The organism is Streptosporangium sp. NBC_01639 (genome assembly GCF_045209755.1).
Classification (GTDB): Bacteria; Actinomycetota; Actinomycetes; order Streptosporangiales; family Streptosporangiaceae; genus Streptosporangium.
This window is the reverse complement of the sequence record NZ_CP109272.1, coordinates 6,336,955-6,361,621: the sequence shown is the minus strand read 5'-3', so window position 1 is coordinate 6,361,621 and position 24,667 is coordinate 6,336,955. Positions and strand designations below refer to the sequence as shown.

Below are 24,667 nucleotides of genomic sequence, written 5' to 3'. Positions count from 1 at the left end.
GGGTCAGCCTCTCGCTCAGTTGGAGTCGCCGGTCGCGAGGGCCGCGCGGACGAGGTCGTCGATCGCCATGTTCCTGATCGCGTCGCTCTGGTCGGCGGCCGGTCGACTCGGCTGGGCCTGGTCGGGTGTGGCGAGTCCGAGGAGCGCGTCAAGCAGCCCGGCCTCGCGCAACCTGGTGATCGGGATCCCCTCGATGGCCGCGCGGATCTCGCTCTCCTCCATGTCCACGGCCGGTGCGTCCTCGATGTCGGGCAGGAGCTCGGCGAGCAGGAAGGCGGCCAGCGCGGACGGGTTGGGGTAGTCGAACATCAGCGTCGCGGGCAGCCGGAGCCCGGTGGCGGTCTGCAGCCGGTTGCGCAGCTCGATCCCGGCCAGCGAGTCGAGTCCCATCTCGGTGAACCCGCGGTCGGGCTCGATCGCGTCGGGCTCGTCGTGACGCACCGCCGCGACGTGCGTCCGGACCAGGTCGAGCAGGACCCTGTCCCGCTCGGCCCGGCCGAGCCCGGCGAGACGCTGCTCCAGCGGCACCGGGCTCGCGGAGGCCGCGGCCTGGGGTGCCCGCCGGGGTGCGGACCGCGTAGGACGGCGGCTGTTCGTCCGGACGATGTCGCGGAACATGGCGGACACCTCGGCTCCCGAGGCGGCGAGCTTCTCCGCGTCCAGCCGCATCGGGACCAGTAGCGCCTCGCCGAGACCGATGGCCTCGTCGAAGAGCACCAGCCCCTCGGCCGACGAGATCGGCGGCATGCCCTGCCCGGCCATCCGCTGCTCCTCCGTCCCGGCGTCGACCGCCGTCCCGCCGAGCCCGGTCTGCGTCGTCCACAGTCCGTAGGCCAGTGCGGTGGCCGGGAGACCCGCGGCCCGGCGCTGCCAGGCCAGCGCGTCGCCGAACCTGTTGGCCGCCCCGTAGTTCGCCTGCCCCGCCCCCATCACCAGTCCGGAGACGGAGGAGAACAGCACGAACGCCGACAGGTCGAGACCGGCGGTCAGCTCGTGCAGGTTCCAGGCGCCCGCGACCTTGGGGGCGAGGACGTCGTCGAACTGCCGGGAGGTGAGCGATTCGAGCAGGCCGTTGTCCATGACGCCGGCGGCGTGCACCACGCCGCGCAGCGGGTGCGCGTCCGGGATCGACGCCAGCGTCTCCGCCAGGGCGTCCCGGTCGGCGACGTCGCACGCGGCCACGGTGACGCTCGCGCCCAGCCCGCCCAGTTCCTCGCGCAGCTCCGCGACCCCGGCGGCGTCGGGGCCCCGGCGGCTGGTCAGCAGCAGATGCCTGACTCCGTGCACGGACACGAGGTGCCGGGCCACCAGGGCGCCCAGTCCGCTCGTCCCCCCGGTGACCAGGACCGTGCCGGAACCGTCCCACGGCGCGGCGCTCTCCACGTCGCTCGCCGGCACCCCGGCCAGGCGTGGCACCCGTACGTCGATGCCACGCACCGCGATCTCCGGTTCGCCGAGTGAGGGCAGGTAGGACGGCATCCGGTCGTCGTCGAGGTCCACCAGCAGGAACCGGCCGGGATTCTCCGCCTGGGCGCCGCGGACCAGGCCCCACACCGGCGCGAGCCGTACGTCGACCTCGTCCTCCTCCGCCACGCCGACGGCGCCACGGGTGACGACCACCAGCCGGGAGGAGGCGAACCGCGGTTCGGTGAGCCAGGACTTCAGCGTGCCGAGCACCCGATCCAGCACCGAGCGCACGGCCGCGGACATCTCGCCGGCGGGCGCGGGGCAGGGCAACGCCACCAGTTCCGGTACGGCGGCGCCGCCGTCGACGGCTGTGACCAGCGCGTCGAGGTCCGGGAACACGGCCGCGCCGTCGAGGCCGAGGCCGTCGGTGCCGAGCACCGCCCAGGCGCCGGGCGCGGCCTCCGCGGCGGTGCCGACCGGCAGATGACTCCAGCCGACCTGGTACAGCGACTCCCGCTGCCTGGTGCCGGTGGAGGCCGCCGCCGCGGCGGCGATCCTGTCCGGTGTGACGGGCCGGACCACCAGCGACTCCACGGTCGCGACGGGCGCGCCCGTGCTGTCCGCGAGTTCCAGCCGCACCGAGTCCGGCCCGATGCCGGTGATCCGTACCCGCATCCGCGGCGCACCGCCGGAGTGCAGCGTGACGCCGGTCCAGGCGAAGGGGAGCTGCGAGGCTCCGATGTCCTGCGGCATGCGCCCGCCGAGGAAGTCGGTGGCGCTCAGCGCGGCGTCGAGCAGCGACGGGTGCACGCGGAACTCGGCCGCGTCGGTCCACGCCTCGTCGGGGAGCGCGACCTCGGCGAAGACCTCCTCACCCCGCCGCCAGACCGAGCGCAGGCCGCGGAACATCGGGCCGTAGTGGTAGCCCTGGCTGGTGAGGTAGTCGTAGACGTCGCTGATGTCCACCGCCTCGGACCCGGCGGGCGGCCAGACGCCGGACCCGAGCTGGAACGACGCGGGGGTCACCGGCGTGTCCTCTCCGGCGGCGAGGACACCCGACGCGTGCCGGGTCCACGGCACGTGCGGTGGCGCGTCCTCCACTCTGGAGTACACCGTCAGGGGGCGCCTGCCGGAGCCGTCCGCCTCGCCGACGACGACCTGGATCGCGGTGCCGCCGGTCTCGGTGAGCGTCATCAGCGCCTCGATCGTGAGCTCCTCGACCAGGTCGCAGCCCACCTCCTCACCGGCACGCAGCGCCAGCTCCACGTATCCGGTGCCGGGCAGCAGGAGGGTGCCCTGCACGGCGTGGTCGGCCAGCCACGTCTGCGTGTCGATGGCCAGCCGGCCGGTGAGCACCACGCCGCCCGCCTCCGGTGCGGCGACCACCGCGCTCAGCAGCGGGTGCTCCGCCGCCTGCTGGCCGCTCATGACCACGTCGCCGCCGGTCGTGGGCAGGGCGTCCAGCCAGTAGCGGCGCTTCTCGAACGCGTACGTCGGCAGTTCGACCCGGCCGGGGCTCCATCCGGCGAAGAACCTCCCCCAGTCGGGGCTCGCGCCCGTCCCGTGCAGCCGGGCGACCGCGGTGACCGCGGTCTCGGCCTCCGGCCTGTCCCGGCGCAGCACGGGAACCAGCGTCCGGCCGGACCCGGTGAGGCAGCTCTCGGCCATCGCGGTGAGCACGCCGTCGGGGCCCAGCTCGACGAACCAGGTCACCCCTTCCGACTCCAGGTGGCGCACGCCGTCGGCGAAGCGGACCGCCTCACGCACGTGCCGCACCCAGTAGTCCGCGTCCTGCGTCTCGGCCAGGCCGCCGGTCAGGTTGGACACCACGCGGATCCTCGGCTCGTGGTAGGCGAGCCGCCGGGCGACGTTCCCGAACTCCTCCAGCATCGGCTCCATCAGCACCGAGTGGAACGCGTGCGAGACCCGCAGCCGGGTGGTCTTGCGGCCCTCGGCGGTCAGCCGTGCCGCGATCTCCTCGACCACGTCCGCCACCCCGGACACGACCACCGAGCGCGGCCCGTTCACCGCCGCGATACTCACCCGATCGGTCACCAGCGGCAGGACCTCCTCCTCGGTGGCCTGCACCGCGATCATCGCGCCCCCCTGCGGAAGCGCCTGCATCAACCGGCCGCGAGCCGCCACCAGGGTGCAGGCGTCCGGCAGGGACAGCACCCCCGCCACATGGGACGCCGCCAACTCCCCGATCGAGTGGCCCATCACGACGTCGGGGGCCAGCCCCCACGACTCGACGAGCCGGAACAGCGCGACCTCGACCGCGAACAGTCCGGCCTGGGTGTACACCGTCTGGTTCAGCAGGTCGGCGTCGTGCCCCCACATCACCTCGCGCAACGGCTGCGGGAGATGCGGGTCCAGGTGTCCGCACACGGTGTCCAGCGCGTCGGCGAACACCGGGAAGGTCTCGTACAGCTCCCGGCCCATGCCCAGCCGCTGCGCGCCCTGGCCGGTGAACAGGAACGCGGTCAGCCCCGTGGCGGAGGCCGATCCCCGCACCACGTCCGCCGGTTCCTCGTCCCGTGCGAGCGCGGTGAGCGCGCGCAGCGCGGCCTCGTGATCGGAGGCGAGCACCACCGCGCGGTGCTCCAGCGCGGCCCGGGTCGTCGCCAGTGAGAAGCCGACGTCGACCAGGCGCGAGCCGGGGTCCGCGGTGAGGTGCTCCCGCAGCCGTTCCGCCTGCGCGGGCAGGGCCTTCGCGGTCTTCGCCGACAGCACCAGCGGCACGAGCGGCGGTTCCGGTACGGCGTCCGCCGGCTCGGTGTGGTCCGCCCGTGGCGCCTGCTCGACGATCACGTGCGCGTTGGTGCCGCTCAGCCCGAACGACGAGACGCCCGCCCGCCTCGGGTGGCCGTTCTCCGGCCACGAGACCGCCTCGGTGAGCAGCTTCACGTTCCCCGCCGCCCAGTCCACCTGCGGCGACGGCTCCTCGGCGTACAGGGTCGGAGGCAGCGTCCCGTTCCGGATGGCCTCGACCATCTTGATCACACCGGCCACGCCCGCCGCCGCCTGCGCGTGACCCATGTTCGACTTGATCGAGCCCAGCCAGAGCGGCCGGTCCTCGGGCCGGTCCTGACCGTAGGTGGCCAGCAGCGCCTGGGCCTCGATCGGGTCACCCAGCCGGGTGCCGGTGCCGTGCGCCTCCACCGCGTCCACCTCGGAGGTCGTCAGCCCGGAGGCGGCCAGCGCCCGCTGGATCACCCGCTGCTGGGACGGCCCGTTGGGAGCCGTCAGCCCGTTCGACGCGCCGTCCTGGTTGATCGCCGAGCCGCGCACGACGGCCAGCACGGGGTGGCCGTTGCGCTCCGCGTCCGACAGCCGTTCGAGCAGCAGGACACCGATGCCCTCGCTCCAGCCCGTGCCGTCCGCCCCGGAGCCGAACGACCTGCACCGGCCGTCCGCCGACAGGCCGCGCTGGCGGCTGAAGTCCACGAACACATCCGGCGTCGGCAGCACCGTCACGCCGCCTGCGAGCGCCATGGAGATCTCGTTCTGGCGCAGCGCCTGGCAGGCCAGGTGGATGGCCACCAGCGAGGACGAGCAGGCCGTGTCCACGGTGACCGCAGGGCCTTCGAGGCCGAGCGTGTAGGCGACCCGTCCCGAGGCGATGCTCGCCGCGCTGCCGTTGCTGAGGTAGCCGGCCAGGTCGTCCGGCACACTCGACAGCCGGCTGCCGTACTCGTGGTACATCACACCCGCGTAGACACCGGTCTGGCTGCCGCGCATCGACTCGGGGTCGATCCCGCCCAGCTCGAACGCCTCCCATGCCGCCTGGAGCAGCAACCGCTGCTGCGGGTCCATGGCCAGTGCCTCGCGCGGCATGATGCCGAAGAACTCGGGGTCGAACTCCGTCGCGTCGTGCAGGAACCCACCGCGGCGCGCGTAGGTCTTGCCCGGTGTGCCGGGCTCGGGGTCGTAGACGCCGTCGACGTCCCAGCCGCGGTCGGCGGGGAAGTCCGAGGTCGCGTCCACCCCGTCGGCCACCAGCCGCCACAGGTCCTCCGCGGAGCGCACGCCGCCGGGGAACCGGCAGCTGATCGCGACGATCGCGATCGGCTCGTCCGGCGACACCGTGGCGGTCGTCGTGGCGGCCGGCACGGGTGCCGTGACGGCCACGCCGGAGAGCTTCGTCTTGAGGTGGTCGGCAGCCGCACGCGTGGTCGGGTAGTCGAACACCAGTGTGGCGGGCAGCTGCAGGCCGGTGGCCGATCTCAACGCGTTGCGCAGTTCCACCGCGGCCAGCGAGTCGAACCCGAGTTCCTTGAAAGCCCGGTCGGGACCGACCGCTCCGGCATCGGCGTGGCCCAGCACGGTCGCGACGTGGGTGCGCACCAGTTCCAGCAGCGCGCGGTCGCGCTCCGCCTCGGTGAGCCCGGCGAGCCGGCGGGCCAGCGCGTCGCCCTCCCCTTCCTGGCCCGCGCCGCTCGCCATCCGGCGGGCCGGGCCGCGCACGAGTCCGCGCAGCAGCGCGGGGATCTCGTCGGCCCTGGCCCGGAGGGTGGCCTGGTCCACGTTGACGGACACCACCGCGGCCTCTCCGGTGGCGAGCGCCGCGTCGAACGACGCCAGTCCCTCTGCCACGGTCAGCGCGGGCAGCCCCAGCCGCCGCATCCGGTCCAGGTCGGAGCCGGTCAGCTCGCCACCGAGGCCGGTGTTCACCTCCCAGAGGCCGAAGGCCATCGCGGTCGCGGGCAACCCCGACGCCCTGCGATGCGCCGCCAACCCATCCAGGAACACATTCGCCGCCGCGTAATTACCCTGCCCCGCGGCCAGCACCAGACCACCCGCCGAAGAGAACAACACGAACGCCGACAACCCCAGATCCGCCGTCAACTCATGCAGATGCCACGCCGCGTCCGCCTTCGGCGCCAGCACCGCATCCAACCGCTCCACCGTCAACGCACCGACCAACCCGTTGTCAGCCACCCCCGCCGCATGCACCACACCGGTCAACGAACCAATCCCCGCCAGCAACTCCGCAAGCGCCTCCCGGTCCGCCACATCACACGCCGCGACCGTGACCTCGGCACCCAACCCGGACAGCTCCCGCTGCAACTCCACCGCACCCGGAGCACCCAGCCCCCGACGACTGGTCAACACCAACTCCCGCACCCCGTGCTCCACCACCAGATGACGAGCCACCAAAGCACCCAGACCACCCGTACCACCCGTGACCAGCACCGCACCCGTCCCCCAGTCCGGGACCGCCGCCGTCACCGCCACCCTGGTCAGACGCGGCACCCGCACCTCACCCCGGCGCACCGCCACCTCGGGCTCATCACCCAGCACGCCCACCAACCGGGAGAGATCCTCCGTCCCGTCGACGTCCACCAGCACGAACCGGCCCGGATTCTCCGCCTGAGCCGCACGGACCAGACCCCACACCGGCGCCTGCCGCACATCGACGTCCTCATCCGGCCCCACCGCGACCGCACCCCGGGTCACCACCACCAACCGCGAAGCAGCAAACCGCTCCTCAGCCAACCACTCCTGAACCACACTCAGCGCGTGACCACCCACCGTGCGCACATCGGACAGAACCTCACCCGACGGCGCAGCACACTCCACAACCACCACCCCGGGCACCACACCACCCAGCGAGGACAACTCCTCACCCGCCCCCACCACGACCCAGCCATCCACCTGAGCCGTGGGTGCGGCTATCTCGGTCCAGTCCACCTTGAACGGTGACCGGCGCTGATCGCCCTGCGCGGCGTTGAGCTGTTCGGCCGAGACGGGCAGCGAGACCAGCGAGCCGACCGACAGCACCGGCCGGCCGGTCGCGTCGGCCACGTCGATGGCGGAGACCTCCTCGCCGCGGATCCGGCGGATGCGTACCCGCAGCTCGGTCGCCCCCGCCGCGTGCAGGGTCACCCCGGCCCAGGTGAAGGGCAACAGGGTCCGGCCCGCCTCGGCGAGCAGGTCGGCGTGCATCGCCGTGTCCAGCAGCGCCGGGTGCAGCCCGAACCGCCGGGCCTCGTCGTGTGCCTCTTCGGGGAGGGCGACCTCGGCGAACACGTCGTCGCCCGACTTCCAGGCCGCCTTCAGCCCCTGGAACAGCGGCCCGTAGCCGTAACCCCGGGCGGCCAGGTGCTCATAGGCGCCCTCGACCTCGATCGCGGTCGCGCCACGCGGCGGCCACTGTGCCAGGTCGAAGGTGGGAACCTCCGCGTCGCGGGCGAGGGCACCGGTAGCGTGCCGGGTCCACGGGCGGTCCCCTTCGTCATCCCTGGAGTAGATGTTGATCGGTCGCAGGCCCGTCGTGTCCGGCTCGCCGACGACGACCTGCAGGGCGAGGCCGCCGCGCTCGGGCAGCACCAGCGGCGCCTCCAGGGTCAGCTCGTCGATGCGCCCGCAGCCCACCTGGTCGCCCGCCCGCGCCGCCAGCTCGACGAATCCGGTGCCGGGCAGCAGGATCCGGCCGAGCACGCCGTGGTCGGCGATCCACGCCTGGGCGTCCAGCGACAGGCGCCCGGTCAGCACCACTCCGCCCGAGTCCGGGGCCACGAGTGCGGCGCTGAGCAGCGGGTGCTCGACCGGCTCCAGGCCGGCCGAGCCGACGTCGCCGGTCTGCCTGCCCGCGACGTCCAGCCAGTACCTCTTCCGCTGGAAGGCGTAGGTGGGCAGGTCGATCCCGGTGACGGCGGCTCCGGAGAAGAAGGCCTTCCAGTCGAGCGCGATGCCACGGGCATAGGCCCGGCCCAGCGCCGAAAGCAACTCACGCCGCTCGTCACGGCCCCGACGCAGCACGGAGACGAACGCCATACCGTCCTCATCGGCGACGCCACCGGCGGCCATCGCCGACAGCACCGCGTCCGGACCCAGCTCGACGAACGTCACGGCCCCGCGCTCCGCCAGCCACGCCACCCGATCGGTGAACCGGACCGCGTCACGGACGTGCCGCACCCAGTACTCCGGATCCTGCGCCTCCGCCAGGGCGATCGGGACCGTCGGCGGGTGGTAGGTCAACCCTTCGGCGACCGCCCGGAACTCCGCCAGCATCGGCTCCATCAGAACCGAGTGGAAGGCGTGGGAGACCTTGAGCCGGGTCGTCTTACGGCCCTCGGCGGTGAACCGGGCGGCGATCTCCACCACCGCGTCCTCCACCCCCGAGATCACGACGGACCGCGGGCCGTTGACCGCCGCGATGCTCACCTTCTCGGTCACCAGCGGAAGCACTTCCTCCTCGGTCGCCTGGATCGCGACCATCGCACCCCCGGCCGGGAGCGCCTGCATCAACCGGCCCCGAGCCGCCACCAACCGAGCCGCATCCTTTAAGGACAGCACCCCGGCCACATGCGCCGCGGCCAGCTCCCCGATCGAGTGCCCCGCCAGATAATCCGGCCGCACGCCCCACGATTCGACGAGCCGGAACAGCGCCACCTCGACCGCGAACGTCGCCGTCTGGGTATAGACCGTCTGATTCAGCAGCTCAGCGTCCTGCCCCCACATCACCTCACGCAGCGGGAGATCCAGGTGCCCGTCGAGCTCGGCGAGCACCGCGTCCAGCACGTCGGCGAACACCGGGAAGGCCTCGTACAACTCTCGGCCCATGCCGAGCCGTTGGGCACCCTGACCGGTGAACAGGAACGCGAGCCTGCCCGACCGGACCGAGTCCTGGACCACACCCTCGCCCGCCGACACCCCGGTAGACCCCTCGGCCAACACCGCCAGACCGTCCAGCATCGCCGCACGATCCTCGCCCACCAGCACCGCCCGATACTCCAACGCTGCCCGCGTCGTGACGAGCGCAGAACCCACCGCCGCCAGCCGCTCCTCCGGCAACGACTCCACATGGGAACGAAGCTTCCCCGCCTGCGCCCGCAACGCCTGCGGCGACTTACCCGACACCACCCACGGCATGAGCGACCCGTTCGTGACAGGCAACCCGGAAGCCTCGACCGCCGGCGCCTCCTCAACGATCACATGCGCGTTGGTACCACTGATACCGAACGACGAGACGCCCGCCCGGCGGGGACGGCCGGTCTCCCGCCACTCGACCGGTTCCCGCAGCAGTTCGACCGCTCCGAAGGACCAGTCCACCTGCGGCGAGGGCTCCTCGACGTGCAGGGTGCGGGGCAGCACGCCGTGCCGCATCGCCTGGACCATCTTGATCACACCGGCCACGCCCGCCGCCGCCTGCGCGTGTCCCATGTTCGACTTGATCGACCCCAGCCAGAGCGGCCGGTCCTCCGGCCGGTCCTGCCCGTAGGTCGCCAGCAGCGCCTGCGCCTCGATCGGGTCGCCCAGCGTGGTGCCCGTACCGTGTCCTTCGACGGCGTCCACGTCGGCGCCGGTCAGACCGCCGCTGGCGAGGGCCTGGCGGATCACCCGCTGCTGCGACGGGCCGTTCGGCGCGGTCAGCCCGTTGGACGCGCCGTCGGAGTTGACCGCGGACCCACGGACGACGGCGAGGATCCGGTGGCCGTTGCGCTCCGCGTCCGACAGTCGCTCAAGCAGCAGCATGCCGACGCCCTCGCCCCAGCCCGTGCCGTCCGCGCCCGAGCCGAACGACTTGCACCGCCCATCCGCCGCCAGGCCACCCTGCCTGGCCATGTCCACGAAGGTGTCGGGGGTCGACATGACGGTCACGCCGCCGGCCAGCGCCAGCCCGCACTCGCCCCGGCGCAGGGCCTGCATCGCCCAGTGCATGGCGACGAGCGAGGAGGAGCAGGCCGTGTCCACCGTCACGGCCGGTCCTTCGAGACCGAGGGCGTAGGCGACGCGGCCGGACACGACACTGGCCAGGCTGCCGTTGCCGTGGTAGCCGGCGACGTCCTCCGGCAGCGGCCCCAGCCGCAGTCCCCAGTCGTGGTACATCACGCCGGCGAAGACGCCGGTGTCGCTGCCCTTCATGGACGCGGGGTCGATGCCCGCCCGTTCGAAGGTCTCCCAGGAGATCTCCAGCAGCAGCCGCTGCTGCGGGTCCATGGCCTGGGCCTCACGCGGGCTGATCCCGAAGAAGTCGGCGTCGAACTCGCCCGCGTCGTAGAGGAAGCCGCCCTCGCGGGTGTAGCTCCTGCCCGGCTTGCCCGGCTCGGGGTCGTACAGGTCCCTGCCCCAGCCGCGGTCCTCGGGGAACGGCGAGACCACGTCGGCGCCCTCGGCGACCATCCGCCACAGGTCCTCGGGGGAGGTCACTCCGCCGGGGTAGCGGCACGCCATGCCGACGATCACGATCGGTTCGTCGTCGGTGGCCACGGCGGGCCTCGCGGGCCGGGACGTGTCCTCGCGGACGCTGAGCACCTTGGCGGCCAGGTGCCTGGCCAGCGCGTCCGGGGTCGGGTAGTCGAAGGTGAGGGTCGCGCTCAGCCGGAGGCCGGTGGCGGAGTTGAGCCGGTTGCGCAGCTCCACGGCGGCCAGGGAGTCGAAGCCGATCTCGTTGAACACCCTGGTCGCGTCCACGGCGTCCGGTCCGTCGTGCCCGAGTACGGCCGCGGCCTGCGTGCGGACGAGTTCCAGGAACGCCTCGTCGCGTTCGGTGTCCGGCAGGCCGGCGAACTGCTGCGCCAGCGACAGCTCCACGGAGACCGGCCCGCCGGTGGCGGACCGGCGGGCGGGCGGCCGTACCAGGCCGCGCAGCATCCCCGGGATCTCCCCGGTACGGCCGCGCAGTGCCTGGAGGTTCACCCGCACGGGCACGACGGCGGGCTCGTCACCGGCCAGTGCCCTGTCGAAGAGGGCGAGGTGCTCGTCGGACGACAACAGGTCGAGACCCAGCCGCTCGACGCGCCGGATGGCGGCCTCGTCGAGCTGGTCTCCCATGCCGCCGTCACCGGTCCAGACGCCCCAGGCCAGCGAGGTGGCGGGCAGTCCGGCGGCGGCCCGGCCGGCGGCCAGGGCGTCGAGGAAGGCGTTCGCGGCCGCGTAGTTGCTCTGTCCCGCGCCGTCGAGGATCGTCGCCGTCGAGGAGTACGTGACGAACGCCGAGAGACCGAGGCCGGCGGTGAGCTCGTGCAGGTTCCAGGTCGCGTCCACCTTCGGGCGGAACACGGTGTCCAGCCGCCCGGGGGTCATCGACCCGATCACGCCGTCGTCCAGCACGCCCGCCGTGTGCACCACCCCGGCCAGCGGGTGCTCGGCAGGGATCCCGGCCAGCACCTCGGCGAGGGCGTCCCGGTCGGCCACGTCACACGCGGCCACCGTGACGGACGCGCCGAGCGCGGTGAGTTCGGCCGACAGCTCGGCCGTTCCCGGGGCGTCGCCGCCGCGCCGGCTGGTCAGCAGCAGATGCCGCACGCCGTGCCCGGTGACCAGATGCCTCGCGACGAGCGCGCCGAGGGCACCGGTGCCGCCGGTGATCAGGACGGTCCCGTCCGGGCCCCACGGGGACGGCTTCTCCGACGCCGGGACCGGGACCGTCACCAGCCGCGGCACGCGCGGTTCCCCGCCGCGGACCGCCAGTTCGGGTTCGCCGGAGGCGACCGCGGCGGTGAGGGCGGTGTCGTCGAGGGGCTCGCCGGGAGCGCCCTCGACGTCGACGATGACGAGACGGCCGGGGTTCTCCACCTGGGCCGCGCGGATCAGGCCCCACACCGGCGCCTGCCGTATGTCGACCTCCTCGCCCGGCTCGGCGGCGACCGCGCCGCGGGTCACGACCACCAGCCGGGAGTCGGCGGTCCGCTCGTCGGCCAGCCAGCCCTGGACCGTCGCCAACACCTCCTCCGCGACCGCGCGGACGGCCGCGGGGACGTCGCCCTCGGGTCCGTCGGGGCACCGGTACAGCACGGCGCCGGAGATCTCACCGGTGAGGTCCCCGAGGTCGGCCAGGGCGGCCGGGCCGTCCTGCGCGGTGGCCTCAGTGGCGAGCCGGGTCCACCGCACCTGGTACAGCGGCTCGTTTCCGCTGCGGGCGGCGCGCAGCTCCTCCGCCGACACCGAGCGCACGACGAAGGATTCGACCGACGCGACCGGCTCGCCTCTCATGTCGGAGATGGTGAGCGAGATCTCACCGGGGCCGGTCGCGACGATGTGCGCGCGTACGGCGGCGGCGCCCGTCGAGTGCAGCGTCACACCGTTCCAGGTGAACGGCAGGCGGACGCCGTCCGCCGGCGGCTCCTCCTCGGCGAAGTCCATGGCGTGCAGGACGGCGTCGAGGAGGGCGGGGTGCAGGCCGAAGGAGGCGGCCTCCGCCTTGTTCTGCTCGGGCAGCGCCACCTCGGCGAAGACCTCGTTGCCGCGCTTCCACACGGCACGCACCCCGTGGAAGGCCGGGCCGTATCCGTAGCCCTGGCGGGCCATGTCGTCGTAGAGACCGGTGACGTCCACCGGCTGCGCGCCCTGCGGCGGCCAGACCTGTCCGGCCGCGACCGTCACCGGCTCACCGCGCCGCGCCAGCACACCACTGGCGTGCCGGACCCAGGGGGCGTCCTCGGGGGCGTCGTCGGCGCGCGAGTAGAACTCGACCAGGCTGCGCTCCTCCTCGTCGGCCGCCTCGACGACGACCTGCAGCGCGACGCCTCCACTCGCGGGCAGCACGAGGGGGGTCTCCAGGGTCAGCTCGTCCAGCAGGTCGCAGCCGATCTGGTCGCCGGCCCGCAGGGCGAGCTCCACGTAGGCGGTGCCGGGCAGCAGGACCGTGTCGGAGATCACGTGGTCGCCCAGCCACGGCTGCGAGCGCACCGAGATCCGGCCGGTCAGCACCGTCCCGCCGGAGTCGGCGAGGTCCACCACGGCACCGAGCAGCGGGTGCCTGGCGGCGATCTGGCCGAGTGCCGGGGCACCGCCGCCGGCCGCCGAGGGGCTCAGCCAGAACGGGCGGCGCTGGAAGGCGTAGGTGGGAAGGTCGATCCTGCGGGCTCCGCTTCCGGCGAAGACCGCCTGCCAGGTGAGCCTGGCGCCGCGCGCGTGGGCGAGGGCGACCGCGGAGACCAGCTCGCGCCGCTCGTCGCGGTCCCTGCGCAGCGCCGGGACGAACGCGATGTCCGCCGCGTGCTCGGCCAGGCAGTCCTGGCCCATCGCCGAGAGGACGCCGTCCGGGCCGAGTTCGACGAACGTCTCGACGCCGTTGCCGGCCAGCCACCGGACGCCGTCGTGGAACCGCACGGGCGCGGACACGTGCTCGACCCAGTACTCCGGCGAGCACAGCTCCTCGGCGGTGGCCAGCCGGCCGGTGACGTTCGACACGACGGGGATGCGCGGCGGGGAGTACTTCAGGATCTGCGCGATCCGGCGGAACTCCTCGATCATCGGGTCCATCAGCGGCGAGTGGAACGCGTGACTGACCCGGAGCCGCTTGACCCTGCGTCCCCGCTCCGCGAAGCCGGCCGCGATCCGGAGCACGAGGTCCTCGTCGCCCGAGACGACCACCGAGTCGGCGGAGTTGATCGCCGCGATGCCCACCCGCCCGGCGAGCAGCGGCCGGACCTCGTCCTCCGTCGCCTGCACCGCGACCATCGCCCCGCCGGGGGGAAGCTCCTGCATCAGCCGGCCGCGTGCGGCCACCAGCGTCGCCGCGTCCTCCAACGAGAGCACCCCGGCCACGTGCGCGGCGGCCAGTTCGCCGATCGAGTGGCCGGCGACGAAGTCCGGCCGCAGTCCCCACGACTCGACGAGGCGGAACAGCGCCACCTCGACGGCGAACAGGGCCGCCTGCGCGTACACCGTCTGGTCGAGGAGGCTTCCGTCGTCGCCCCAGAGCACGTCCTGGAGCGGCTGGTCGAGCTGGATGCCGAGGTGCCCGGCCGCATCGTCGAAGGCGCGGGCGAAGACCGGGAACGCGGCGTGCAGCTCGCGGCCCATCGCGAGGCGCTGGCTCCCCTGGCCGGTGAACAGGAACGCGAGCCTGCCCCCCGCCACGCCCTGGGACACACCCGGCACGGTCTCGCCCCCGGCGACCGCGGACAGGCCGCGCACCAGTTCTCCGTGGTCGGCGGCGACGATGACGGCCCGGTGCCGCATGGCGGCGCGGGCGGTGCCGAGCGTGTGGCCCAGGTCCGCCAGGTCGGTCTCCGGACGGGCCGCGACGAAGGACAGCAGCCGCTCGGCCTGGGCCCGGAGGGCGGGTCCGGTCCTGGCCGAGATCGTCAGCGGGACGCAGCCCGCCACCCCGTCCCGGGGGCCCGCGGGCTCCTCCTCGGCGGGGTCCGCCTCCTCGATGATGACGTGGGCGTTGGTGCCGCTGATGCCGAACGCGGACACGCCCGCCCGCCTGGGGTGGCCGTTGCCCTCCCAGGGGACCGGCTCGGTGAGCAGCCGCACGTTGCCCGCCGACCAGTCGACGTTCGGCGTCGGCTCGTCCACGTGCAGGGTCCGGGGAAGGACGCCGTGCCGCATCGCCATGATCATTTTGATCAGGCCGGCGGCGCCCGCGGCGGCCTGCGCGTGCCCGAGGTTGGACTTCACCGAGCCGAGCCAGAGCGGCGCCTCCGGCGCGCGTCCCTGGCCGTAGGTGGCGATCAGAGCCTGCGCCTCGATCGGGTCGCCGAGCATGGTGCCGGTGCCGTGCGCCTCGACCGCGTCCACCTCGCCGGGGGTGAGGCCCGCGCCGGCCAGGGCCTGCTGGATGAGGCGCCGCTGGGAGGGGCCGCTCGGCGCGGTCAGGCCGTTGCTCGCGCCGTCCTGGTTGACCGCGGACGCGCGCACCAGGGCCAGCACCGAGTGACCGTTGCGGCGGGCGTCGGAGAGGCGTTCGAGCACGAACAGGCCGATGCCCTCGGAGAAGCCGGTGCCGTCGGCCGAGGCGGCGAACGCCTTGATGCGGCCGTCGGGGGCGAGCCCGCGCTGCCGGCTGAACGCGGTGAAGGTGCCCGGCGTCCCCATGACGGCGACGCCGCCGGCGATGGCGAGCGAGCACTCGCCCGTGCGCAGCGCCTGGCCCGCCAGGTGCAGGGAGACGAGCGAGCCCGAGCACGCGGTGTCCACGGTCGCCGCGGGGCCCTCCAGGCCCAGCACGTAGGCGACGCGGCCCGAGATGACGCTGGGCGGGCTGCCGGTCATCAGGTAGCCGTCGAGTCCGTCGGGGGCCTCGTGCACCCGCACGCCGTACTCGTGCACCTCGGCGCCGACGAACACGGCGGTCTTGCTGCCGCGCAGCGAGGTCGGGTCGATGCCGGCCCGCTCCAGCGCCTCCCATGCCGTCTCCAGCATCAGGCGCTGCTGCGGGTCCATCGCCAGCGCCTCGCGCGGGCCGATGCCGAAGAAGTCGGCGTCGAACGTGGTGGCGGTGTCGAGGAATCCGCCCTTGTCGACGTAGGTCGTACCGGGGGCGTCCGGGTCGGGGTCGAACAGGCCGGCGAGGTCCCAGCCGCGGTCGTCGGGAAAGTCCCCGAGCGTCGTCCTGCCCTCGGCGACCAGGTCCCAGAGGTCCTCCGGTGAGAAGACCCCGCCGGGGAAACGGCAGGCGACGCCCACGATGGCGAGCGGCTCGTCGTCCGTGACGGGGGCGGGCACCGGCGCCGCGGTCTCCTCGGGCAGGCCGAGGACCTCGGTCCGCAGATAGGCGGCCAGCAGCTCCGGGGTGGGATGGTCGAAGGCGACCGTCGGCGTCAGGGCCAGCCCGGTGGCCGCGTTCAACCGCTTGTGCAGGTCCACCAGGGCAAGGGAGTCCAGGCCCAGCTCGCGGAAGGCGCTGCCCGCGTCGAGCGCCGCCGCGTCTCCCCCGGCCTGGCGCAGAGCGGCGAGAGCCTGCTCGGAGACCAGATCGAGGAGCACGTGCGCCTGCTCGGGAGCCGGCAGCCCCGCCAGCCGACTCAGCAGCCGCTGGGCGGCGCCGTCGTCACCGGAATCGCCAGAAACGAAACGTCCACTCTCGCTCACATGTGTCATTTCTGTCCTTTCGGGCAGACACCGTCCAGAGTCGGCCACGACATTAGATCGCACGATATATGGGGAAAAATAATGGCAAAAACCCCTAGCGTTCCCCTAGGGCCGCTCTTTCCACCCGCCCCGCCATACCGCGACAAATAATTTGTTCATTCCGTACGGCGGGCACGCCGACAAAGGGGGGCGCCATTGTTTTCCGGCACCGCGAGGATGCGCACTGTCGGCCGTTGGGCCCGCCGGTTCGATCGACCGGCGGGGTCCGGCGCGAGGGAGAGGTCTGTCCGGTCCGCTGACCTGTGAGTCCGAGGGCTGCCGGGACGCGGGGGCAGCACCGGGGATACGACGGATGGCCTGGTCGACGTCGCCGGCTCCGGTGAGTCCGGCGAGGAACCAGGCCATGTCCGTCGTGAGTGCCGGCCGTCCACGTCAGGGACGGCGGGCCGAGCGGACGCTCACATGCCTTGCTTGACGACGGCGCCGCCGTCGACCTTGAGGTGCTGCCCGGTGACGTAGCGGGACTCGTCGGAGGCGAAGTAGGTGACCGCGTGCGTCACGTCGCTCGGCTCGACGTACGGGATCGGCATCGCCTGGACCATGGGGAAGCTCAGCTCGGCGTCCTCCCTCGTCGGGCTCTCCAGGTCGGGCCGCCAGATCCGGTAGATGTCGTCGTTCTGGATCATCGCGGTGTTGACGTACCCGGGGTGCACGGCGTTGATCCGCCGCTTCGTCGGGGCCAGGAACGGCGCCATCCAGTTGACGTAGTCCACCATGGCCTGCTTGGCGTAGGCGTACCCGGAGCCGCCCGGGCCCATCGGGCCGGGCTCGCCGTACTTGGTGATGAAGGGGGCGATCGATCCGATGATGACGATCGAGGTGCCGTCCTCCAGGTGGGGCAGGGCCGCGTGCACCGTGTTGAGCGTGCCGCTCAGGTTGACGTCGACGGTGTCGGTGAAGGCGCTGAGCGGGCGGTCTCCGGCCGGGAAGATCCCGGCGTTGGCGACCACCACGTCCAGCCGGCCCAGCTCGGCCACGCCCTCGTCGACGGCGGCCTTCAGGGCCACCCGGTCGCGCACGTCGGCGTACTTGAACACGATCCTGCGACCGGTCTTGCCCACCAGGCGGGCCGTCTCCTCGGCGTCCTCGCTGCCGGCCAGCGGGTAGGTGGCGGTGTCGAGGTTCTGGCCGAGGTCGACCGCGATGATGTCGGCGCCCTCTTCGGCCAGCCGTACGGCGTGGCTGCGTCCCTGCCCGCGCGCCGCACCGGTGATCAGAATCACTTTGTCTTGCACCCGGCCCATGAGGCCCTCCGATGTCTGAATTCCGCGCATTTAATCGCATATCAACGATTTCTTTGTAACGGCTACCCAGGGAAAAGGAGACCCCTAACCCGGTTGTTAGGGGAGCCCGTCCAGGTATTCGCGGACGACCGCGATAAAACGCTCGGGCTCCTCGAGATTCGGCATGTGGCTGGATTCGGCGAACATCTCCCAGCGCACGTCGGGGATGAGGTCCTGGAAGGGCTGCACCGTCACCGGGGTCGCCTCGTCGTGCGCACCACTGATCAGCAGGGTGGGCACCTCGATGTCGGCGACGCAGTCCACCACCGACCAGTCACGCAACGTGCCGATCACGTGGAACTCGCTCGGGCCGTTCATCGTGTAGTAGACGGTCGGGTCGTTGTACACCTCGTAGAACGACGCGAGATAGTCGCGCGGCCACGGCTTGAGCCGGCACACGTGCTTCTCGTAGAAGACGCGCATGGCCTCGAAATACTCCTCGCTGCCGGTCGTACCGGCCGCCTCGTGGCGCAGGAGCGTCTCGTTGACCCCCTCGGGAAGACGGTCCCTGAGCACCTTCATCTCCTGCAGCCACAGCGGGTAGGAGGCCGGGGAGTTGGCGATGATCAGGCCGCGCAGACCGGCCGGCCGCGCGGAGGCGTGCTTGGCCGCCAGCAGCCCTCCCCAGGACTGGCCGAGCAGCACGTAGCCGTCGTCGATCCGCAGGTGCCGCAGGAGGTTGGCGAGCTCGTCGAGGAACAGCTCGACCGTCCAGAAGTCCGCACCCCGGTCGGGCAGGTGGCTGGATCCGCCGTTGCCGATCTGGTCGTAGTGCACGACCGGATGGCCGTGCTCCGCGAGCTTCGCGATGTTCAGCAGGTAGTCGTGCGTGCTGCCGGGACCTCCGTGCACGACGACGAGCGGCGGGCGCCCGCAGTTCAGGTCGCCCGTGACGCGGTACCACGTCTCGTGTTCGCCGTACGGGACGGTCCCCTTGGCGCTCGGCCTCGGTGACTGGGACAAAGTAACCACCTCTATCTGGGTTCTCAGGCCACGGTCCGCAGCCATTCGTCGATGACCCCGGCGGTGGCCTCCGCCTTGCCCTCCAGCATGCTGAAGTGGTTGGCCTGGACTGTGCGCACCGCGTGGGACGGATCCCAGGGGGCGGCGCGCCAGTCGCCGGGCCCGCCCCCGAATGCCTCCTGGCACTGGATGAAGAGGACCGGCGCCTCGACACTCTCCGGAACCATGTCGATGAGCAGTTCGCCGTAGCGGCCCATCGTGGTGAGCCGGGCGCTGTCGAAGCCGCCGAACGTGGGCTCCATTTCGAACATGCCCAGCACCAGCTCCTTGGCCAGGCCGGCCTTGCCCCCGCCTTCGCTCCGGTAGGTGTCCAGCAGGACCACCCCGGCCGGTCGGACGCCCGCCGCCTCGAGATACCGGGCGGTCGCCATGGCGAAGACGCCTCCCGCCGAGTAGCCGACCAGGACGAAGGGCTCGCCCTCCGCGGCCAGGATCGTGCTCTCGGCGACGACCGCCACCGCCGCCTCGATGGTGGTGGGCAGGCTGTCGGCCGGGTCGAACCCGGACAGCGGCACCGCCGAGACCGGTCGTACGCCCCGGAAGTAGGCGGCCAGGCGGGCGTGCTGGTACACGCCGCCGGTCGCCATCGGCGTGCTGAGACAGATCAGCCGGGGGCGCGCCGGGCCGTCCGCGAGCGTCAGCGGGACGGGGACGCGTTCCAGGTCGGCGGGTGACGAGAAGCTCGGCCGGATCTTCGCCGCCGCGGTGAGCAGGTCGAAGCCGCGCTCCAGCCGGTCCGCGAGGACGGCCCCCCTGAACAGGTCGCTCAGTGTGTCCCCGGATCGCGTCGCGGAGACGGTCCGCTCCGGCCCGGCCGCGCTCACCCGCGCGGCGAGTTCGGCCCGGATGGAGCGGGTCAGCTCGGCGGGGGTCTTGTTGGAGAAGACCACCATCGGGGGCAGCCGCAGCCCGGTCGCCCGGTTGAGGCCGTTACGCAGCTCCATCGCGGCGAGGGAGTCGAACCCCGACTCCAGGAAGTCGCGCTCGGGGTCGACGTCCTCCGGGCCGTCGTAGCCGAGCAGCGAGGCGGCCTGCCTCAGGACGAGGTCCAGCAGCACCTTCTCCTGGTCCTGCTCGTCGAGTCCGGTGAGTCGCCGGAGCAGGGTGTCGGCATCGACCTCACCAGCAGAACTACGGCGGCGCACCACAGGCACCAGACTCCGATAGATCGGCGGCAACTCCTCCCCCGCCTGACCCAGAACCTTCAGATCCAACCGCACCGGCACCACCGCCGCCGCATCCAACCCGACCGCGGCATCGAACAACGACAAACCCTGCTCAACCGACAGCGCACCGACCCCGATACGACCCATCCGCTGCAACTCCACCTCACCCAGCGAACCCGCCATACCACCACCCTGCGCCCACAACCCCCAAGCCAGCGACTGACCCGCCAACCCCCGCGCCCGCCGATGCACCGCCAACGCATCCAGATAAGCATTCGCCGCCGCGTAATTACCCTGACCCGCGTTACCCAGCACCCCCGCCACCGAGGAGAACACCACGAACGCCGACAGATCCATCCCCGCCGTCAACTCGTGCAGGTTCCACGCCGCATCCACCTTCGGCCGCAACACCACATCCATCCGCTCCGGCGTCAACGACCCGACCATCCCGTCATCCAGCACGCCCGCGGTGTGCACCACCCCGCCCAACTCCCGGCCCGCCAGCAACCCCGCGAGCGCCTCCCGATCAGCCACGTCACACGCGGCGACCGTGACCTCGGCACCCAGCCCGGCCAGCTCCCGCACCAGACCCGATGCCCCGGGCGCATCCAACCCCCGCCGGCTCACCAGCAGCAGCTCCCGCACCCCGTGCTCCACCACCAGATGCCGGGCCACCAGAGCACCCAGACCACCCGTCCCGCCGGTCACCAGCACCCGGCCCGCGAACCGCGACACCGGCCCATCACCCGCCGGCACCGCCCGCACCAACCGCGCACCATGCGTGATGCCCTCGCGCACCACGACCTGCGGCTCACCACAGGACACGATCGCGGCGACGTCCGGCTCGGAATCAAGGCCGGCGGCATCGTCAAGGTCGGCCAGCACGAACCGATCGGGGTTCTCGACCTGCGCGGCCCGCACCAGACCCCACACCGCCGCACCGGCCAGATCACTCACACCCTCACCCGGCAGCGCCACCGCACCCCGGGTCAGCACCAACAACCGCGAAGCGGCGAACCGCTCCTCCGCCAACCACTCCTGAACCACACCCAGCACCCGATGCGCCTCGGCATGCACCCCGGCCACATCCCCGGCCGACCCGCACTCCAGCACCAGCACCTCCGGCGCCTCCGTACCCGGCGCTTCCCAGAAGGCCCACGACACCGGCACCGATGACACCGGCACCGGCGACCACGCCACCTCGAACAACGACTCGGCCGACGACGACCCCACCGCCGCCAGCTGCTCCACCGAGACCGGCCGTGACACGACCGACCCGACCGAGAGCACCGGACGGCCCGCCGTGTCGGCCACCGCCAGCCCGATGGACTCCGGTCCCGAGCGGGAGATCCGCACCCGGACCACCGACGCGCCCGCCGCGTGCAGGGTCACCCCCGACCACGCGAAGGGCAGGACCGCCTGGTCACCGCCCTCGCCGTCGACCAGCACCGCGTGCATCGCCGCGTCCAGCAGCGCCGGATGCACCCCGAACCGCCCGGCCGCCTCCTGGGCGTGCTCGGGCAGGGCGACCTCGGCGAAGATCTCATCCGAGTCGCCCGATCTCCAGGCCGCCTTCAGCCCCTGGAACGCCGGGCCGTAGCCGTACCCCTGATCGCGCAGGACATCGTAGGCGTCCGTCACGTCCAGCGGGATCGCGCCGGCGGGCGGCCACGGGACCGGCTCGAACGGCACCGCCGCACCACCCGAGGCCAGCACACCCTCAGCATGCAACGTCCACGGAACCGACTCCCCACCACGCGAATGAACCGTCAACCTCCGCGCACCCGACTCCTCGACACCCCCCACCAACACCTGAACCTGAACCCCACCACGCACCGGCACCACCAACGGCGCCCGCAACGTCAACTCCTCCAACACATCACAACCGACCTGATCCCCCGCCCGAATCGCCAACTCGACGAACCCGGCACCGGGGAAGATGACGGTCTCCCCTACCGTGTGGTCGGCCAGCCAGGGCTGGTCGTCCAGTGAGAGCCGGCCCGTCAGCACCGCGCCGTCGGTGTCCGGCAGCGGGATGACCGCGCCGAGCAGCGGGTGCTCCGCAGACTCCTGTCCGAGGTCGGCGACGTTCCCCGCGACCGGCATGGTCAGCCAGTACGGCCGGCGTTGGAAGGCGTAGGTGGGCAGATCCACCCGGCCGACCCCGAACCCGGCGTAGAACGCCCCCCAGTCCACCCGCACACCACCGACGTACAACCGGGCCAGCGCACCCAGCAGCGTCGCGGCCTCTCCACGACCCTTACGCAACCCGGAGACCACCGTCACCGCATCCGGATCCACGATCTGCTGAGTCAGCGCGGTCAACACCCCGTCCGGACCCACCTCCACGAACCGGGCCACCCCCCGCTCCGCCAGCCACGCCACCCGATCGGTGAACCGGACCGCGTCACGGACGTGCCGCACCCAGTACTCCGGATCCTGCGCCTCCGCCAGGGCGATCGGGACCGTCGGCGGGTGGTAGGTCAACCCTTCGGCCACCGCCCGGAACTCGGCCAGCATCGGCTCCATCAGAACCGAGTGGAACGCGTGGGAGACCTTGAGCCGGGTGGTCTTACGGCCCTCGGCGGTGAACCGGGCGGCGATCTCCACCACCGCGTCCTCCACCCCCGACACCACCACCGACCGCGGACCGTTCACCGCCGCGACACTCACCTGGCCGGCGAACCCAACCCCCGAAACGACCACCGACTGCGGACCGTCAGCAGTCGCAGCACTCACCCGGACGGCGACCTCCGTCCCCGAGACGACCGTCGACTGCGGACCGTTGGCCGCCACGGTGCTCACCCGCCCGACAGCCTCCACCCCCGGACCCGCCTCGCCATCGATCAGGGCGAGCACTTCCTCCTCGGTCGCCTGGATCGCGACCATCGCACCCCCGGCCGGGAGCGCCTGCATCAACCGGCCCCGAGCCGCCACCAGCGCGCACGCATCCGACAGCGACAACACCCCCGCCACATGCGCCGCCGCCAGCTCCCCGATCGAATGCCCCGCCAGATAATCCGGCCGCACCCCCCACGACTCCACCAACCGGAACAGCGCCACCTCAACCGCGAACGTCGCCGTCTGAGTGAACACCGTCTGATTCAGCAACTCCGCGTCGGCGCCCCACATCACCTCACGCAGCGGAACATCCAGGTGCCCGTCCAACTCGGCCAGCACCGCGTCCAACGCCTGCGCGAACACCGGGAAAGCCGCATACAGCTCCCGGCCCATCCCCAACCGCTGCGCACCCTGACCGGTGAACAGGAACGCCGTCGAACCCTTGGCCCGCGCCAACCCCCGCACCACACCCGGACCATCACCGGCCACCGCCGCCAGACCATCCAGCAACTCCTGCCGATCACCGGCCACCACCACCGCCCGCTGCTCCAACGCCGCCCGCGTCGTCGCCAGCGAAAACCCCAGATCACCCAGACCAAGACCCGGCCGCTCCCGCACAAAATCAACCAACCGCCGCGCCTGCGCCGCCAACGCCTCAGGACTACGAGCCGACACCACCACCGGCACCACCGACAACCCCGGCAGCCCCGTGCCATCAGACCCCGACCCCGACCCCGGCCCCGAGCCCGATTCCGGCTCCGGCTCCGGCTCGGCCGCCTCGATGATCACATGCGCGTTGGTACCGCTCAGCCCGAACGACGACACCGCCGCACGACGCGGACGATCACTCTCCGGCCACGAGACCGCCTCGGTCAGCAGTTTCACGTTCCCCGCCGACCAGTCCACCTGCGGCGTCGGCTCGTCCACATGTAGCGTCCTGGGCAGCACGCCGTTCCGCATGGCCTGGACCATCTTGATGATGCCCGCCACCCCGGCCGCCGCCTGGGTGTGACCCATGTTCGACTTGATCGACCCCAGCCAGAGCGGCCGGTCCTCCGGCCGGTCCTGGCCGTAGGTCGCCAGCAGCGCCTGCGCCTCGATCGGATCGCCCAGCTTCGTCCCGGTGCCGTGCGCCTCCACCGCGTCCACATCCGCCGACGTGAGTCCGGCGTTGGTCAGCGCCTGGCGGATCACCCGCTGCTGCGACGGGCCGTTCGGCGCGGTCAACCCGTTGGACGCGCCGTCCTGGTTGATCGCCGTACTGCGGACGATCGCCAGCACCGGGTGGCCGTTGCGCCGCGCGTCCGACAGGCGCTCCACCAGCAGCAGACCCGCGCCCTCTCCCCAGCCCGTGCCGTCCGCGGCGGCGGCGAACGACTTGCACCGGCCGTCGACGGCGAGACCCCGCTGACGGCTGAACTCGACGAACACCTCAAGCGTGCCCATCACGGCCACGCCACCGGCCAGCGCCAGCGAGCACTCCCCCGAGCGCAGCGCCTGGCAGGCCAGGTGCAGCGCCACCAGCGAGGACGAGCAGGCCGTGTCCACGGTCATCGACGGGCCCTCGAAGCCGTGCACGTAGGAGATCCGGCCCGACGCGATGGCACCGGCGGCGCTGTTCAGCGCGTAGTCGTGGTACATCATCCCGGCGAAGACGCCCGTCTTCCCGCCCTTGAGCGAGGCCGGGTCGATGCCCGCCCGCTCGAACGCCTCCCAGGACAGCTCCAGCAGCAGCCGCTGCTGCGGGTCCATGTACAGCGCCTCGTTCGGGCTGATCCCGAAGAAGACCGGGTCGAACTCCGCCGCGTCGTAGAGCCATCCGCCCTCACGCGTGTACGTCTTGCCCTCGACACCCGGTTCGGGGTCGTACACGCCGTCGACGTCCCAGCCACGGTCGCCGGGGAACCCCGAGACCGCGTCCACCCCGTCGGCCACGACCCGCCACAGATCGTCGGGTGAGGCCACGCCGCCCGGATAGCGGCAGGCCATGCCCACGATCGCGATCGGCTCGCGTGGCGCGGCCAGGAGTTTCCGGTTCTGCTGGCGCAGCCGCTCGGTCTCCTTCAGAGCCGAGCGGAGCGCCTTTACCAGCGTTTCGTCAGGGTTGGCCATCTC

The 24,667-nt window shown here is 72.3% G+C and carries 4 protein-coding genes; all 4 read right to left on the bottom strand.

The features are described from left to right. Nucleotides 1-15: 15 nt before the first annotated feature. The 4 genes from OHA77_RS28930 to OHA77_RS28915 all read right to left on the bottom strand — a co-directional run bounded on the left by OHA77_RS28930 (nucleotide 16) and on the right by OHA77_RS28915 (nucleotide 24,664). Entirely contained in the window at nucleotides 16-16,188 is a 16,173-nt protein-coding gene (locus OHA77_RS28930) for an SDR family NAD(P)-dependent oxidoreductase (RefSeq protein WP_406312551.1), read from the bottom strand. Between the two features lie 449 nt (nucleotides 16,189-16,637). Beyond that, nucleotides 16,638-17,474, bottom strand: coding sequence for a mycofactocin-coupled SDR family oxidoreductase (locus OHA77_RS28925; protein ID WP_326825036.1), 837 nt, complete (start codon nucleotides 17,472-17,474; stop codon nucleotides 16,638-16,640). 105 nt (nucleotides 17,475-17,579) lie between these two features. Next, the gene (locus tag OHA77_RS28920) at nucleotides 17,580-18,485 is read right to left on the bottom strand and encodes a proline iminopeptidase-family hydrolase (protein WP_406312550.1); all 906 of its coding nucleotides are present in this window, start codon (nucleotides 18,483-18,485) and stop codon (nucleotides 17,580-17,582) included. A 23-nt stretch (nucleotides 18,486-18,508) separates the two neighbouring features. Further along, nucleotides 18,509-24,664 (bottom strand): SDR family NAD(P)-dependent oxidoreductase, encoded by a 6,156-nt coding sequence (locus tag OHA77_RS28915; protein WP_406312549.1) that lies wholly within the window; start codon nucleotides 24,662-24,664, stop codon nucleotides 18,509-18,511. Nucleotides 24,665-24,667 lie beyond the last annotated feature (3 nt).

What these genes read in the sequence shown, in the direction of transcription:
- OHA77_RS28930 (WP_406312551.1), bottom strand. Translation starts at nt 16,188, where the DNA reads ATGACACATGTGAGCGAGAGTGGACGTTTCGTTTCTGGCGATTCCGGT.
- OHA77_RS28915 (WP_406312549.1), bottom strand. Translation starts at nt 24,664, where the DNA reads ATGGCCAACCCTGACGAAACGCTGGTAAAGGCGCTCCGCTCGGCTCTG.